Origin of the sequence: Streptomyces sp. ITFR-16 (assembly GCF_031844705.1) — a bacterium.
In the GTDB taxonomy this organism is placed as follows: Bacteria; Actinomycetota; Actinomycetes; order Streptomycetales; family Streptomycetaceae; genus Streptomyces.
This window is the reverse complement of record NZ_CP134609.1, coordinates 1,536,441-1,550,722: the sequence shown is the minus strand read 5'-3', so window position 1 is coordinate 1,550,722 and position 14,282 is coordinate 1,536,441. Positions and strand designations below refer to the sequence as shown.

15 protein-coding genes are annotated in these 14,282 nt (G+C 73.2%); 4 read left to right on the top strand and 11 right to left on the bottom strand.

The genetic code is table 11. The features are described from left to right. Window positions 1-90: 90 nt before the first annotated feature. From RLT58_RS06870 to RLT58_RS06855, 4 genes are all read right to left on the bottom strand, one after another. Window positions 91-174, bottom strand: coding sequence for a putative leader peptide (locus tag RLT58_RS06870; RefSeq protein WP_309500612.1), 84 nt, complete (start codon window positions 172-174; stop codon window positions 91-93). 149 nt (window positions 175-323) lie between these two features. Next, window positions 324-929, bottom strand: coding sequence for a GNAT family N-acetyltransferase (locus tag RLT58_RS06865; protein WP_311309497.1), 606 nt, complete (start codon window positions 927-929; stop codon window positions 324-326). An 82-nt stretch (window positions 930-1,011) separates the two neighbouring features. Then, on the bottom strand, window positions 1,012-2,268 hold the full coding sequence (locus RLT58_RS06860) for a GAF domain-containing protein (protein WP_311314436.1): 1,257 nt from the start codon (window positions 2,266-2,268) through the stop codon (window positions 1,012-1,014). A gap of 281 nt (window positions 2,269-2,549) precedes the next feature. Further along, window positions 2,550-4,187, bottom strand: a complete 1,638-nt coding sequence (locus RLT58_RS06855; protein ID WP_311309496.1) for an acyl-CoA dehydrogenase family protein — start codon at window positions 4,185-4,187, stop codon at window positions 2,550-2,552. Window positions 4,188-4,261: 74 nt separating this feature from the next. On the opposite strand from RLT58_RS06855, the gene RLT58_RS06850 reads away from it, so the two are divergent. Next, window positions 4,262-5,365, top strand: coding sequence for a YihY/virulence factor BrkB family protein (locus RLT58_RS06850; protein ID WP_311314435.1), 1,104 nt, complete (start codon window positions 4,262-4,264; stop codon window positions 5,363-5,365). Between the two features lie 7 nt (window positions 5,366-5,372). Here RLT58_RS06850 and RLT58_RS06845 read toward each other — a convergent pair whose 3' ends face one another. Then, a complete protein-coding gene (locus RLT58_RS06845) occupies window positions 5,373-5,750 on the bottom strand; it encodes a CU044_2847 family protein (protein ID WP_311309495.1) in 378 nt (125 codons plus the stop codon). Window positions 5,751-5,808: 58 nt separating this feature from the next. Here RLT58_RS06845 and RLT58_RS06840 point away from each other — a divergent pair, with 58 nt between their 5' ends. Beyond that, window positions 5,809-6,504: a DUF6597 domain-containing transcriptional factor gene (locus RLT58_RS06840; RefSeq protein ID WP_399131038.1), complete on the top strand. Its 696-nt coding sequence runs from the start codon at window positions 5,809-5,811 to the stop codon at window positions 6,502-6,504. Window positions 6,505-6,511: 7 nt separating this feature from the next. Here RLT58_RS06840 and RLT58_RS06835 read toward each other — a convergent pair whose 3' ends face one another. The 4 genes from RLT58_RS06835 to RLT58_RS06820 all read right to left on the bottom strand — a co-directional run bounded on the left by RLT58_RS06835 (window position 6,512) and on the right by RLT58_RS06820 (window position 10,398). Further along, complete coding sequence (locus tag RLT58_RS06835; RefSeq protein ID WP_311309494.1) at window positions 6,512-6,955, bottom strand: VOC family protein; 444 nt, start codon at window positions 6,953-6,955, stop codon at window positions 6,512-6,514. Between the two features lie 117 nt (window positions 6,956-7,072). Next, entirely contained in the window at window positions 7,073-8,638 is a 1,566-nt protein-coding gene (locus RLT58_RS06830; protein ID WP_311309493.1) for a 3-hydroxyacyl-CoA dehydrogenase, read from the bottom strand. Between the two features lie 51 nt (window positions 8,639-8,689). Beyond that, window positions 8,690-9,484 carry a CoA-transferase subunit beta gene (locus RLT58_RS06825; RefSeq protein WP_311309492.1) on the bottom strand — a complete coding sequence of 265 codons (795 nt, stop codon included), beginning with the start codon at window positions 9,482-9,484 and terminating at the stop codon, window positions 8,690-8,692. After that, window positions 9,481-10,398, bottom strand: coding sequence for a CoA transferase subunit A (locus RLT58_RS06820; protein WP_311314434.1), 918 nt, complete (start codon window positions 10,396-10,398; stop codon window positions 9,481-9,483). The genes RLT58_RS06825 and RLT58_RS06820 overlap by 4 nt, the downstream gene beginning before the upstream one ends. Window positions 10,399-10,571: 173 nt before the next feature. On the opposite strand from RLT58_RS06820, the gene RLT58_RS06815 reads away from it, so the two are divergent. Beyond that, window positions 10,572-11,480 carry a LysR family transcriptional regulator gene (locus tag RLT58_RS06815; protein ID WP_311314433.1) on the top strand — a complete coding sequence of 303 codons (909 nt, stop codon included), beginning with the start codon at window positions 10,572-10,574 and terminating at the stop codon, window positions 11,478-11,480. A 112-nt stretch (window positions 11,481-11,592) separates the two neighbouring features. Continuing rightward, the gene (locus RLT58_RS06810) at window positions 11,593-12,819 is read left to right on the top strand and encodes an acetyl-CoA C-acetyltransferase (RefSeq protein ID WP_311309491.1); all 1,227 of its coding nucleotides are present in this window, start codon (window positions 11,593-11,595) and stop codon (window positions 12,817-12,819) included. Window positions 12,820-12,843: 24 nt separating this feature from the next. Here the strand turns inward: RLT58_RS06810 and RLT58_RS06805 are convergent, their stop codons facing one another. Both RLT58_RS06805 and RLT58_RS06800 read right to left on the bottom strand, forming a co-directional pair. Next, window positions 12,844-13,362, bottom strand: coding sequence for a cupin domain-containing protein (locus RLT58_RS06805; protein ID WP_311309490.1), 519 nt, complete (start codon window positions 13,360-13,362; stop codon window positions 12,844-12,846). 142 nt (window positions 13,363-13,504) lie between these two features. After that, window positions 13,505-14,251, bottom strand: coding sequence for an SAM-dependent methyltransferase (locus RLT58_RS06800; protein WP_311309489.1), 747 nt, complete (start codon window positions 14,249-14,251; stop codon window positions 13,505-13,507). Between the last annotated feature and the right edge of the window lie 31 nt (window positions 14,252-14,282).

Below are 14,282 nucleotides of genomic sequence, written 5' to 3'. Positions count from 1 at the left end.
GGAGGGCGGCTCTGAACTGCACACTCGCGGTGAGGCGCGGCGGTGCGCAGGGGTTGCAGAGAAAAGGGGATCGCGGCGGTGCTGGAACTCTCAGCCTGCCGGACAGATGGCGCTGGACATGCGGCCGAGGTCGACGTGGCGTCGACTCACCAAGGCAATTCCAGTTCCAGACATGACGGAAGCGTGTCACGGGGATCTCGGGGCAGTCCACCACTATCCATGATGTGGACGGGACTGTCCCGGTATGCGAGACAATGTGGCACCCGTCACGCGAGGGACGGGCGCCGGGTCGGCCCGTAAAACCGGACAAGCACGGGGATTTCTCACGCAAGCGGCCGACGGTCGGCGCCCGGCCAGGGGCCGGGGTTCTCCACCGTCTCCTCCTGCTCGGTCCGGGTGTCGAAGAGCCGGAAGCCCCGGCGCAGATAGTTGTCCATGGCATGCGGCCCGTCCTTGGAGCAGGTGTGCAGCCACACCCGCTTCGTCGCGGGACGCCCGGGCCACCGCTCCGCCAGGTCCCAGGCACGGGCCGTCCCGTACGACAGCAGATGCCCGCCGATCCGGCGCCCCCGGAAGGCCGGGATCAGACCGAAGTACATGATCTCGACCACGCCGTCGTCCTGCGGGTCCAGCTCGATGTACCCGGCCGGCGTCCCGTTCGCGTACGCCACCCAGGTCTCCGCGCCCGGCCGGTCCAGCGCCTCCTGCCACTGCGCGTACGTCATCGGCAGCCGGTCCGTCCACCGGACGTCCCCGCCGACCGCCGTGTACAGGAAGCGGCTGAACTCGGGCAGCGGCACCTCGGACCGTACGATCCGGACGTCCGTCTCCGGCACGGCCGAGGGTCGCAGGTCGTCGGGGGAGGTCTGCTCCAGCGACCAGACGGTCACCTCGGTGGTCGTCCCCTCGGGACGCGCGGCGTTGCTCATGCCTGCCAGAAAACCACGCCCCGCCGGCCCCTCCCAAGCCGGTCCCCCCGACAGGGACGTCCGGGACCTGCGGGAACACCGCTCAGGGCATGCCGCGCGCCGCCACCACCACCGGAGCCTTCGACCGGGGCAGCAGATCGCCGGGGTGCTCCGGACGGATCACCTCCACCTCGACGCCCTCCCCGAAGCGGTACGGGCGGTGCGCCAGCACCTGCGCGAGATGGCGCCGCAGCCGCGAGATCTCGGCCCGCACCGTCACCGTCCTGGTCGGGTCACCGAAGATGTCCTGCGCCAGTTCGGACGCCGTACGGCCCTCGCGGTGCAGCGCCAGCACGTACAGCAGCTCGGCATGGCGCGGCGAGAGCCGCTGCGTCCAGGTCCCCACCGGGCTCACCACGTTCACCGCGAGGCCGCGCGGCCGGCTCAGATCGAGCACGACCCGGCGCGGCGGGCTGTCCATCGTCCCGTCCGCCACCTGCACCAGCCAGCCGCCCGGCAGCGGCTCCACCCGGCACGTCCCCAGCGAGGGCAGCCACACCCGGCCCGGACCCAGCGTCTTCGGCAGCGGCAGCCGGTCCACCGGAGCCATCCCGGTCACCGCCGCCAGCCAGCCGTGGCCGTCCACCGCCAGCGCCCGGCCGCCCAGCCGGCACAGCATCGGCGCCGCGACCGAGCGCAGCCGGTCGATCGACTCCAGATGCCGGGCCCTCATCTCGCTCTCGGCCAACCGGGCCACCGAACCGACCAGGGCCAGCATCGCCGGATGGAAGGTGGACGCCGGACCGCTGATGTCGACGATCCCCATCAGCCGGCCGTCCCGGGGATCGCGCACCGGGGCCGCCGCGCACGTCCATCCGTGCAGACTGCGCACGATGTGCTCGGCCGAGTGCACCTGCACCGGGGCGCGCGCGGCGAGCGCCGTACCGATCGCGTTCGTGCCCGTGCTCTCCTCCGACCAGGCAGCGCCCTCCGCCAGACAGATCTCGTCGGCCCGCCGCAGCACCCCCGTGTTGCCCTGGCGCCACAGCACCCGGCCCTCCGCGTCGGTGACCACCATGATCTGCTGCGAGGCGTCCGCGATGCTCACCAGGCCTTCGCTGAGCAGCGGCATCACCTCGCCCAGCGCGGAGCCGCGGCGCCGGTGCTCGATCTCCTCCAGCTCCAGCAGCCGGCTGTGCGTGGTCTGTTCGGGATCGACGCCGCTGCGCAGCACCCGGTCCCAGGAGGCACCGATCTCGGCCCGGGGCGCCACGGGCATCCGCTCGCCCACCATCCGCGCCTCCCGGGCCCGGTGCGCCAGGCGCGTGGCCCGTACGGACTCCCGGGCCGCCAGCCGCATCACATCGACCGGAGTCGTCTCCACGCCCGATTCCCCCTCAAGCCAGTGCCGGACCCGTGTCAAGGGTCCACGGGCCCATCCTGCCTCCCCCGGCGGGCACCGATGCCGCGACTCCACACAATGGTTGCAACCCTCTGCAACTCTGGCGACGGTCCCCGGCCCGTACCAAGGTGGTGGTACACCGCACAGCGGGGCCCCGGCCCCGAGGCGTGGTGTGTACAGCATGGGGGGTGGTGCCGTGTCGGCGCAGCACCACCCCCTGTAGCTGCCCCTGCTCCCGGTCAGTCCTCCACTGGCCGGGCCCGCGCCACCACCGCCGCCAGGTCCAGGCTGTGCGGCAGCGTCCCGAACACCGCGCCCCCGTCCCCGCCCAGGCGCGACGCGCAGAAGGCGTCGGCCACCTCCGGCGGCGCCCAGCGCACCAGCAGCGACCCCTGGAGCACCAGCGCCAGCCGCTCCACGACCCGCCGGGCCCGCGCCTCGATCCCCGCGAGATCGGCCAGCTCGGTCAGCAGGTCCTTGATCGCCCGGTCGAGCCGGTGATCGGCGCCCCGGGCGAGCCCGACCTCCTGGAGATACGCGTTGAGTGCCAGGGGCTCCCGTTGCAGCGCCCGCAGCACATCCAGCGCCTGTACGTTCCCCGAGCCCTCCCAGATCGAGTTGAGGGGCGCCTCGCGCAGCAGCCGGGGCATCCCCGACTCCTCCACATAGCCGTTGCCGCCCAGGCACTCCAGCGCCTCCACGACCAGCGGCGTGCACCGCTTGGTCACCCAGTACTTCGCCGCCGGCACCGCGATCCGCAGGAACGCCGCCTCGCTCCCGCCCCCGTCGTCGTACGCCGCCGCCAGCCGCATCGCCAGCACCGTCGCCGCCTCCGACTCCAGCGCGAGGTCCGCCAGCACATTGCGCATCAGCGGCTTGTCCACCAGCGGCCCGCCGAAGGCGCCGCGGTACGAGGTGTGGTGGACGGCCTGCGCCACCGCCTGCCGCATCAGCGCCGCCGAGCCGGTCACACAGTCCAGCCGGGTCGCCGCCACCATGTCGATGATGGTCCGCACCCCGCGCCCCTCCTCACCGATCAGCCGCGCCCAGGTCCCGTCGAACTCGACCTCCGCCGAGGCGTTGGAGCGGTTGCCCAGCTTGTCCTTGAGGCGCTGGATCGCGAACGGGTTGCGGCTGCCGTCCGGCAGCACCCGGGGCAGCAGGAAGCAGCTCAGCCCGCCGGGCGCCTGCGCCAGCACCAGGAACCCGTCGGACATGGGCGCCGAGCAGAACCACTTGTGCCCGGTGAGCAGATAGGCGCCCTCCTCCGCGAGCGGCTCGGCGCGGGTGGTGTTGGACCGCACGTCCGTGCCGCCCTGCTTCTCCGTCATGCCCATCCCGAGCAGCGCCCCGGCCTTCTCCCCGGGCGCCCGCAGCTCCTCCTCGTACACATGCGAGGTCAGCAGCGGCTCCCACACGGCGGCCACCGCCGGATCGGTGCGCAGGGCCGGCACCGCCGCGTGCGTCATCGACAGCGGACAGCCGTGGCCCGCCTCGGCCTGCGTCCACACCAGGAAACCTGCGGCCCGGCGCACATGCCCGCCCGGACGGTCCCAGGCGTCGGTCAGCCCGGCGGTGACGGCGTGGCCGAGCAGCCGGTGCCAGGCCGGATGGAACTCCACCTCGTCGACGCGGTTCCCGTAGCGGTCATGGGTGCGCAGCCGCGGCGGGTTCTCGTTCGCCTGCGTCCCCCACTCCGCGGCCTGGGCGGACCCGGCGGACCGGCCGAGCGTGGCCAGCGCGTCCCGGGCCTCGTCGAGCACCTGCGCCGGCAGGTGCCGCTCCACTGCTTCGGTGAGCACCCGGTCCGCGCCGAAGACGTCGTAGCCGAGCAGGGGAGGGGCCTGGTTGGACACTGTGTGGGTGGTGGCTGCCATGCCGATACGGTAAGGACGTGCAGGCAGCAAATGAAACACCCGAGCGGCCACCGGGCCGGCTCCACCGGGCCCGAGTGCTCTACCGCAACGTCTCCAAGAGGCAGCTGGCCTGGCAGTTGCTCAAGGACACGGTCAACTCGTGCATGGAGTACCGCATCCTGGGACTCGCCGCCGAGGCGGCGTTCTTCACCCTGCTGTCCCTGCCCCCGCTGCTCCTCGGCCTGATCGGCCTGCTCGGTTACGTCGACGAGTGGACCAGCACCGCGACCGTCGCCTCCATCGAGCGCAACATCCTCAGCGCGGCCCAGACGGTGCTCTCCGACCGCGGCGTCAATGACTTCGCCAAACCGCTGCTCGCGGACGTCACCACCGGGGCCCGGCCCGACGTCATCTCCATCGGCTTCGCCATCGCGCTCTGGTCGGGCTCCCGCGCGGTGAACGTCTTCATCGACACGATCACCGTGATGTACGGCCTCGACGGCCACCGCGGCATCGTGAAGACCCGGATGCTCGCCTTCCTGCTGTACGTCGTGGCGCTGCTCCTCGGCGCGGTGGTGCTGCCGCTGCTGGTGGTCGGCCCCGACCGGGTCGTGGAGTTCATCCCGTGGGGCACCGAGGTCATCAGCGTCCTGTACTGGCCGCTGGTGATACTGCTCTCGATCTCCTTCCTCACCACGCTCTACCACGTGTCCGTGCCCGTCCGCTCACCCTGGATCGAGGACATGCCGGGCGCCCTGATGGCCCTGGCGATGTGGGTGCTGGGCAGTTTCCTGCTCCGGATCTACCTCACCAGTACGGTCGAGGGCCCGACGATCTACGGGTCACTGGCCGCACCGATCGCCGTGCTGCTGTGGATCGGCATCTCCGCGTTCGCGGTACTGGTGGGCGCCGCGGTCAACGCCGCCATCGACCGGGTCTGGCCCTCGGTGGCGACGGCCGCGGCCCGCGCGGCCAACGACCGGGCGCGCGCGGTCCAGGCGGCCGAGTTCGTGGCCCGCACCCAGGCGGAGAGCTGGGACGGCGGACCGGACGAAGACGGGGACGACGGCGACAGTCCCTACATGCCGTCCGAGTTCCCGGAGCGCTGGTCGCGCTTCCTGCCGCCGGACGACGTGAAGTCGCGGCTCCAGCCGAGCCGCGAGAAGGAGAGCGACAAGCCCCACCCGCCCGGCGAGTGAGGCGCGCCTAGGGCCGTGCGGCCTGAGGAGCAGGGGGAGCTGCGGGAGCCGGAGGGGCCGGGGCATCCGAACCCGGCGACCACGACAGCTTGACCACGAGATGGCCCTCCAGCGCGCTCTTCGCGATCACCGCCCCGGCCTCGGAGGTGATCTTCACCCCGAATTCGAGCTCCACCCCGTCCGGCTTCCGCGTGCCGTCGCGGAACACCGCGAGCGCCGACTCGGCCGCGGACCGGATCCCCTCCAGCGCGCTGTCGAAGGTGCGCCCCGCCCGGGCCATCGCATGGCCGTCGCGTGCGACCAGCCGGGCACCGGGGACATGACGGTCCACCTCCACCGTCACCGTCGCACCGTTGTCCGTGGTGAACTCCATCAGTGCCGCCATGACCGCCCCCGGGATGCCGATGACTTGCCTCGAACCGTCCGTGGACGAGACTAGTGGCATGGGCGGCAGCTACGAAGAGCGCGCGTCGCGGCTGGACGGTGCGAAGGTCTGGACCCTGACCCTGCCCGAGGGGGCGGTCCACCCGGTGCTGCCCGACGGATGCATGGACCTGATCTGGATCGGCGGCCGGCTCCTCGTCGCCGGCCCCGACACCCGTACGGAACCCCCGACCGCCACCGGTGGCGAAGTCGCGGGCATCCGCTTCGCCCCCGGCACGGCGCCCGCCCTGCTCGGCGTACCCGCTCACGAACTGCGCGACCGCCGGGTCCCCCTGGCCGGACTGTGGCCCGGGGACCGGGTGCGCGAGCTGACCGAACGGGTCGCCGAGGCCGCCGACCCGGCGACCGCCCTCGAGGACATCGCCCTGAGCCGGGCGGCCGGCACCGCGCCGCCGGACCCGGCGATGCGGGCCGTGGCCGCCCGGCTCGACGACGGCCGCACCGTCGCGGAGACCGCCCGGTCGGTGGGGCTCGGCGCGCGCCAGCTGCACCGCCGCTCCCTGGACGCCTTCGGCTACGGGCCCAAGACGCTCGCCCGGGTGCTGCGCCTGCAACGGGCGCTGGCCCTGGTGCGGGCCGGGACGCCGTACGCCGAGGCGGCTGTCGCGGCGGGCTGCGCGGACCAGGCACACCTGGCCCGCGAGATGCGCGACCTGGCCGGCATCACCCTGACCGCGTACCTCGCCGCGCCCTGAGCGGTTCCTACCCGGCGGGGGCGAACAGCGAGACCGCCAGGCCGTCCGGGTCGAGGACGACGGCGTACCGCTGCCCCCACACCGCGTCCCACGGCTTCAGACGGCCGCGGTATCCGGCACCGGTCAGGTCCTCGTAGACGGCGTCGACCTCCGCCGGGCCGTCGCAGAGGAAGGCAAGACCGATCCGGTCCCCGCCGCCCGCGCCGGACCACGCGGGATCGAAGGAGCGGACGACGTCCTCGGTGTCCCACAGCAGGCGCTGTCCGCCGGGGAGGGTCGTTTCGACATGGGGTGCGGATTCCGCGTCGGCGGGGATGTCGAGGCCGAGCCGGCGGTAGAAGGCGAGCGATGCGGCCAGATCCGCGGTGGTGATGCCGATCGCGTCGAGTCGTGGAGTCATGCCACGACCGTAGGCAGCGGGCCTGCCTCCGGTCTTGTACGAATCGGTCATCCCCCGGCGTCGGTCATCGCCCCCGGCGTCGGTGTTCGCCCCGGCGTCGGTGTTCGCCCCCGCGCGTCGGTCTTCGCCCCGCGCGTCGGTCTTCGCCCCGCGCCGGAGCGGACCGCGTCAGGCCGCGTCGGGCGCACCGTCCACGCAGTCGGCCGGTGATGTGCCCGGGTCCGTGAGCGCCAGGCCGAGCGCGGCGCGTTCGGTGACCCAGCGGGTCGGGCGGTGGCGCGGGTCCCCGGTCGTCGCGTACAGCGCCCGGTGCAGTTCCAGCATCCGTGCCGCGCCGACCCGGTCGCCCCAGGCCAGCGGCCCGGCCGGATAGCCGAGCCCGGCCGTGACCGCGAGATCGATGTCGGCCGGGGCCGCGAGCGCGCGCTCCGCGATGGACGCCGCGACCGACACGATCGAGGCCAGCAGCCGCTGCGCGACCGAGCCGGCCGTGTCCCGTACCACCGACACCGCGGACGGCTCGGCGCCGTCCGCCGCCCGGGCCAGCACCGCGCGGGCGTCCCGCGCCGCCGCCGGATCCGCCGCCGGGGTCACCGCCAGTACCCGCCGGCGCCCGGCCGCCGGCAGCGGGTCCACGCCGAAGGTGCGCCCGGCCGGGAGTCCGTGCGCGGCCACCGCCGATGCGACCGAGGTGCCCCACACCGGGACCAGGACCAGCGCCCCGGCGGACGGCCGCCCACCGGACTCGACCGCGGCGCCCGCCGCGCCCAGCGCCTCGCGGAGCGCGGTCGCGTCGCCCTCCAGCTCCGGGGACCCGGCGAAGACGTGCACCGGCCGGTCCGCGTCCCCGGTGACCGGCGGTTCCGGGACCGCGGCCGGTGCCTCGGGGCCGTACGGATACCAGCCGCGTCCCGTCTTGCGGCCGTGCAGCCCGGCCGCCACCCGGTTCGGGGTCAGATACGAAGGCCGCAGCCGGTCCTCGTAACGGAAGCCCGTCCAGATCGAGTCGATGACCGCGGCGGTCACATCCAGCCCGGTGAGGTCCATCAGTTCGAAGGGGCCCATGCGCAGCCCCAGCACGTCCCGCGCGATCCGGTCGATGTCCGACGGCTCGCCGACCGTCTCCTCCAGCAGCGCGAGCGCCTCCGTCACCAGGCCGCGCCCGGCGTGGTTGACGAGGAAGCCGGGGGTGTCGGCGACCGTGACCGCGCGGTGTCCGCACCCCTCCACGAGCGCGGTCAGCAGCGGCGGGATCTCCGGCCGGGTGGCGGCGCCGGGCACCACCTCGACGATCCGCATCAGCGGGACGGGGTTGAAGAAGTGCAGCCCGGCCAGCCGGCCTGGGTCCTTCAGCTCTGCGGCGATCCGGGTCACGGACAGCGAGGAGGTGTTGGTCGCGAAGACGGCGGAGGCGGGCAGTGCCCGCTCCAGCCGGCCGAACACCTCGGTCTTGGTCGCCAGGTCCTCGCGCACGGCCTCGATGACCAGCTCCACGTCCGGGCCGGCCGCCCACGGATCGTCCAGCGGGACCAGCCGGTCCACGGCCGCCGCCGCGTCCCCCTCGGACATCCGGCCCTTCTGCGCGGCCCGTTCGAGCATGGACCGGACGAAGGCGACCGCGTCCGTCACCGCCTCCGTCCGTACGTCGCCCAGCTCGACGGTGTGTCCGGCGGCGGCCGCCCACTGGGCGATGCCGCGGCCCATGGCTCCGGCGCCGACGATCCTGATACGCATACGGGTCCTGGTCCTCTCGGTGGGGCGGGTCAGCGGGGCGGGCGGTGCGGTTCAGCGCAGGTACACACGGTCCGGGTCGACATCCTCGCGCAGCAGGCGCAGTTCCTCCCGGGTCGGGGGCGCCACCTCCTCGACCGTGTCGTCGACCAGCAGGTCCCAGCCGGTGGCTTCCCGGACCCGCTCGACGCTGACGCCCGGCTGGACGGCGACCAGCCGCAGCTCCTCGCCGACGCCCGCGCGGGCCAGGATGCCCAGCTCCGTGACGACCCGGGTGACCCCGGCGCCCAGCGGGCGGATGCCCTCGGCGAGCGCGCGGTCCGGGCCCGGGGTGGTGCAGAAGTCGAGCTCCGCCGGGAAGGAGCGCGGGTGGTGACGGCGCATCACCACGAAGACCTCCCGGGAGTTGGCCATCACCTCGACCCCGCCGCCCGACCCGGGCAGCCGGACGTCCGGGCTGTCCCACTCACCGATCACCGACGTGTTCAGGTTGCCCCGGCGGTCGATCTGCGCGGCCCCCAGGAAACCGACGTCGATGTGACCGCCCTGGAGCACACAGCCGAACAGCATCGGCATCGGGACCACCGCCTCCGCCCCCGTGATCAGGACCGCGTCGGCGATGGTCTCCGGCAGATGGGAGGGGTGGGCGCCGCACACCCCGGACTCGTACACCACCTCGATGTCCGGGGCGACCGTCAGATGCGCCAGCTCGGTGGCGAGCGTGGGCAGACCGATCCCGGCGAACACCGTGCGGCGCGCGGCAAGTTCGCGGGAGGCGACGACGGAGAGCAGTTCGGAGGAGGTGAGGGCCGCCGCCTGTTCGCTCCGGTGGCCGGCGGGCGCGCTCACAGCCGCCGCCCGTAGTTCACTGGCTCGCTCAGCGCCTCGCCGACCGCGAGCCCGGCCCAGAAATCGGCGCCGAGCTTCTCGACGTACTCCGCGTGGTCCGCCGTCCCGCGCACCCATTCGTCCAGCCACGCCCGGAGCCGCCCGGGGTCCTTGCTGATGTGCGACCAGGCCCGGTAGAAGGCGTTGTCCCGGTCGTAGTAGCCCTGCGCGAACGAGGGGTGCGCCCCGCGCGGGCAGTGGACGACGGCGTCGACCGCGTGGGCGGGGACGAGCGTGCGGTTGGGGTCCTTGCGGATCACCTCGTCGCCGACGATCTCCTCCACGACGACGACCGCCTTGTCGGCCGCGTACACCGCCTCGGCCTGGACACCGGTCAGCCCCCACATCTGGGTGTTGCCGGCGCGGTCGGCACGCTGGGCGTGGATGATCGTCACCTCCGGGTGGACGGGCGGTACGACATAGATCTGCTCGGGTCTTCCGTCCGGTCCGGGATACGGCGACGTCACCTTGCGCAGATCGCTGTTGACGGACGGCAGATCGCTGCCGCCGTACGAGCGCAGCGGATAGAACGGCAGCCGCTGCGCGCCGGCGAGATAGCGGCAGATCATCCCGTAGTGGCTGTACTCCTCGAACGCCAGCGGGGCCGGGTCCGCGCGCTCCACCCGGCGGCGCAGCTCACCGAGCGAACCGGCCGACGAGTTGCCCACGAAGGAGGAGACCAGCCGTGTCACACAGCCCGCGGCGAGCATCTGGTCCACCACGATGTCCGCGGTCATCCGCACGACCGTGAGGTCCCGGCGGCCCTGCCGGATGATCTCGTGCCCGGCGGCGGTCGGGACGAGATGGGTGAAGCCCTCGATGCAGACGGTGGCGCCGTCGTGGACGAACGCGGCGATCGCCGCCCTCATCGACATGGTCTTGTCTTTCCGGTCCGTCGTGCGCTTCCGGTCCGTCGTGGCCACGGGGCTCCTCTGCGTGGACGTGCGTCGCTCCACCCACCCTGTCAGCGGCCATTGATTGCCGTCCAATATCAAATTAAGGTCGGACAGAGACGCCAGGGATATCAATGGAGAGGCGGCGGCCGGGCATGGAGCTGCGCCATCTGTCCGCGTTCGTCGCCGTGGCGGAGGAACTGCACTTCGGCCGGGCCGCCAAGCGGCTGCAGATGGCCCAGCCGCCGCTGAGCCAGCAGATCCGCCGGCTGGAGAAGGAGCTCGGGGTCCAGCTCTTCGAGCGCAACACCCGCTCGGTGCGGCTCACCGGCGCGGGGGAGTCCTTCCTCCAGCCGGTGCGGACCGTGCTCGACGACCTGGACACCGCCGTACGGGCCGCGAGGGCGGCCGGCCGGGGCGAGTTCGGGCGGGTCGGCATCGGCTTCGCGGGCGCCTCCAGCCACGACACGCTGCCGAGGCTGACGAGGGCGGTGCGCGCCGCCCACCCCGCGATCGAACTCGTGATGACGGGCCAGACGTACGCCAACGTGGCGCTCGCCCGCGTCGCGGACGGCTCGCTCGACCTCGGGTTCGTACGTCTGCCGGTCACCCAGCCGGGTGTGGCCCACCGGGTGATCGACGAGGAGGAGCTGGTGTGCGCGCTGCCCTTCGACCATCCGCTCGCCGGCCTGGAGAGCGTCCCCCTCGCAGAGCTGGCCGGGGAGCCGTTCGTCTCGTTCCCCGCCAACACCGGCTCCACCGTGCGCGACGCGATGGTCGGGGCCTGCGAGGCCGCCGGGTTCAACCCGAGGGTGGTGCAGGAGGCGCCCGACTCGTACACCATCATGGCGCTGGTCGCGGCCGGTGTCGGGGTGACGCTGACCGTCACCTCCGTCCAGCACATCCAGCAGAACGGCCTGGTCTACCGGCGCCTCGCCGGCCCGCCGATCAGGCGCCAGGCGGCGCTGGCCTGGCGGGCGGACAACCCGTCGGCCGCCCTGCGCGCGGTGCTCGCCGTCGCGGAGACCGCCCTGCCCACCCCATTGAGACGTGACGCGTCTTGAATCAGGGGGAACTGGATATTGGACCGGCTCAGTCGCCGGGTGCGAGGGTCGCCCCACACCCTTGTCCTCCTCCTCTCATCCCCTCCCTTTCACTCCCCGGAAAGGTCCCGCCGTGCCCGACCGCTTCGATGTCGTGATCTGCGAACCCCTGCGCACCCCCATCGGCCGCTTCGGCGGAGTGTTCGCGGGACAGACGCCGGCCGCCCTCGCCGCCCTTGTCGTCGCGGAGGTCGTCGCCCGTACCGGTGTCGACCCCGACCGGGTCGACGAAGTGATCCTCGGGCACTCCTACCCGTCCGCCGAGGCCCCCGCCATCGGCCGGGTCGCCGCCCTGGACGCGGGACTCCCGCAGACCGTCACCGGCTCCCAGATCGACCGCCGCTGCGGCTCCGGACTCCAGGCGGTGCTGGACGCGGCCATGCAGGTCCAGGCCGGATTCAGTGAGGTGGTCATCGCGGGCGGCGTCGACGTGATGAGCGCCGCCCCCTATTACACGCACGACGGACGCTGGGGGATCAAGGGCCCCGGCCTCCAGCTCCACGACGCGCTCGCCCGGGGCCGGGTCACCGCCGGCGGCGTCAGCCACCCGGTCCCCGGCGGCATGATCGAGACCGCCGAGAACCTGCGCCGGGAGTACGGGATCAGCCGCGCCGACCAGGACGCCCTGGCCCTGCGCTCGCAGCAGCGCGCCGGCCGGGCGGCGGCGGAGGGCCGGTACGACGCCGAGACCGTCCCCGTCACCGTGAAGAGCCGCAAGGGCGACACGGTGGTCACCGCAGACGAACACCCCCGCCCCGACACCACCGCCGAGCAACTGGCCGCGCTCCGCCCCGTCCTGGGCAAGTCCGACCCGGAGGCCACCGTCACCGCGGGCAACGCCAGCGGCCAGAACGACGCGGCTGCCGCCTGCCTGGTGACCAGCTCCGCCACCGCGGAACGCCTCGGGCTCACCCCGCTCGTCCGGCTGGTCTCCTTCGCCCGTGCCGGGGTGCCCGCCGCCACCATGGGCCTGGGGCCCGTCCCCGCCACCCGCACCGCGCTCGGCCGCGCGGGGCTCACCCTCGCCGACCTCGACCTGATCGAGCTCAACGAGGCCTTCGCCGCCCAGGTGCTGGCCTGCACCCGTGAACTGGGCCTCGGCGAGAAGGACCACGAGGAGCGGATCAACGTGAACGGCTCCGGCGTCTCGCTGGGCCACCCCGTCGGCGCCACCGGCGCCCGTATCCTCGCCACCCTCACCCGGGAGCTGCACCGCCGCGAGGGGCGCTACGGCCTGGAGACCATGTGCATCGGCGGCGGCCAGGGCCTCGCGGCGGTCTTCGAACGCCTCGCGGTCTGAGAGGCGGCCGCCGGCCCGGCCGGTCTACTCCGCGCCGGGCCCGAAGTCCTCCGTGAAGTAGCTGTCGTGGCGGATACGGAACTCCTTCAGCTCCTCGCCGCCGCGCTGCGACACCTCCGCGACCCGCTCGAAGTACTCCTCGCGCGGGGCACCGGGGGAGAACAGCATGAGCATGGACATCGGCTCGTCGGTCACGTTCCTGAAGGCGTGCAGCCCGCCCACGGGCACGTACAGGAAGTCGCCCTCGCGGCCGGTGACCCACTTCTCGCCGTTGTACAGCTCCAGCGTGCCGGACAGGACGTAGAACGACTCCGACATCGCCTTGTGGAAGTGGGTCTTGGCCCCGGCGGACCGTGCGCCCAGATCCACCTTGTACAGGCCGAACTCGCCGCCGGTCGACTCATGGGTGGCGAGGTAGTGCGTGGAGGCGCCGGGCGAGGCGATGTCCGGCGGGGTGTCGGCCGACCGGAAGACGGCGTTCACCTCACCCGTGTTGCCGAGGTAGCGGGGCTCCGGGTACTCAAGGTGTTCCGGGTACGACATGATGCGCTCCTTCGGAAGACTGCCCCCACAGCGTGGCTCCCGCCCCGGGAGAGCGGCATCGGGCTTGCGGACGATCGTGCGCCGGACGGGGCCGAGGACCGGGGACCTAGGGCGGCGGCCCTCCTCCCGCCCTCCCGCAGGATCAGCGCTTCATCAGGGCGAACACGCCCCACCCCAGGTACTCGCGCTGATAGCGGACGTGGCGCGCCGGGCCGGTGGCCAGCTCCGCGCGCATCTGCCCGGCCAGTTCGTCGTCGGGGTGGGCGTCCAGCCAGCGCCGGATGTTCAGCCACTGCGCCGCCGCGTAACGGTCCCAGCCCTCCTGGCTGGCGAGGACCATCTCCACCACGTCCCAGCCCAGCTCACCGAAGTGCTCCAGCAGTTCGGGCAGCGCGCGGAAGTCGTCCCGCGCCGTCGCGTGACAGGCCTCGACGGTCGCGGTGTCCGGCGGCTCCCGGCGCCAGTACGGCTCACCGATCAGCAGCATGCCGCCCGGCCGCAGGGACCGCTCCAGCAGCGCGACCGTGCCGGTCACCCCGCCGCCGATCCAGGTGGCGCCGAGACAGGCGGCGAGGTCGACGGGCTCCGGTGCCACATGACCGGACGCGTCGCCGTGCACGAACGCGACCCGGCCGGCCACGCCCAGCTCCGCCGCCCGCTCGCGGGCCCCGTCCAGGAAGACGGTGCTGATGTCGACACCGGTGCCCGTCACCCCGTGATCGCGCGCCCAGGTGCAGAGGAGTTCGCCGCTGCCGCAGGCGAGGTCGAGGATCCGGGCCCCGGGCGCCAGTCGCAGGGCCCGGCCCAGGGTGGCGAGATGCTCCTCGGTGAAGGGGTTGTGCACACGGTGGGTGCTCTCGCGGATGGTGAATTCACGGGGTAGGTCCACGCGGGGGAAGGTAGGCGGCCGGGGAGCAGCC

Coding starts and splice junctions, on each gene's coding strand:
- RLT58_RS06870 (WP_309500612.1), bottom strand. CDS start 174: ATGTCTGGAACTGGAATTGCCTTGGTGAGTCGACGCCACGTCGACCTC.
- RLT58_RS06865 (WP_311309497.1), bottom strand. CDS start 929: ATGAGCAACGCCGCGCGTCCCGAGGGGACGACCACCGAGGTGACCGTC.
- RLT58_RS06860 (WP_311314436.1), bottom strand. CDS start 2,268: ATGCGGCTGGCGGCCCGGGAGTCCGTACGGGCCACGCGCCTGGCGCAC.
- RLT58_RS06855 (WP_311309496.1), bottom strand. CDS start 4,187: ATGGCAGCCACCACCCACACAGTGTCCAACCAGGCCCCTCCCCTGCTC.
- RLT58_RS06845 (WP_311309495.1), bottom strand. CDS start 5,750: ATGGCGGCACTGATGGAGTTCACCACGGACAACGGTGCGACGGTGACG.
- RLT58_RS06840 (WP_399131038.1), top strand. CDS start 5,809: ATGGGCGGCAGCTACGAAGAGCGCGCGTCGCGGCTGGACGGTGCGAAG.
- RLT58_RS06835 (WP_311309494.1), bottom strand. CDS start 6,955: ATGACCGATTCGTACAAGACCGGAGGCAGGCCCGCTGCCTACGGTCGT.
- RLT58_RS06830 (WP_311309493.1), bottom strand. CDS start 8,638: ATGCGTATCAGGATCGTCGGCGCCGGAGCCATGGGCCGCGGCATCGCC.
- RLT58_RS06820 (WP_311314434.1), bottom strand. CDS start 10,398: ATGTCGATGAGGGCGGCGATCGCCGCGTTCGTCCACGACGGCGCCACC.
- RLT58_RS06815 (WP_311314433.1), top strand. CDS start 10,572: ATGGAGCTGCGCCATCTGTCCGCGTTCGTCGCCGTGGCGGAGGAACTG.
- RLT58_RS06805 (WP_311309490.1), bottom strand. CDS start 13,362: ATGTCGTACCCGGAACACCTTGAGTACCCGGAGCCCCGCTACCTCGGC.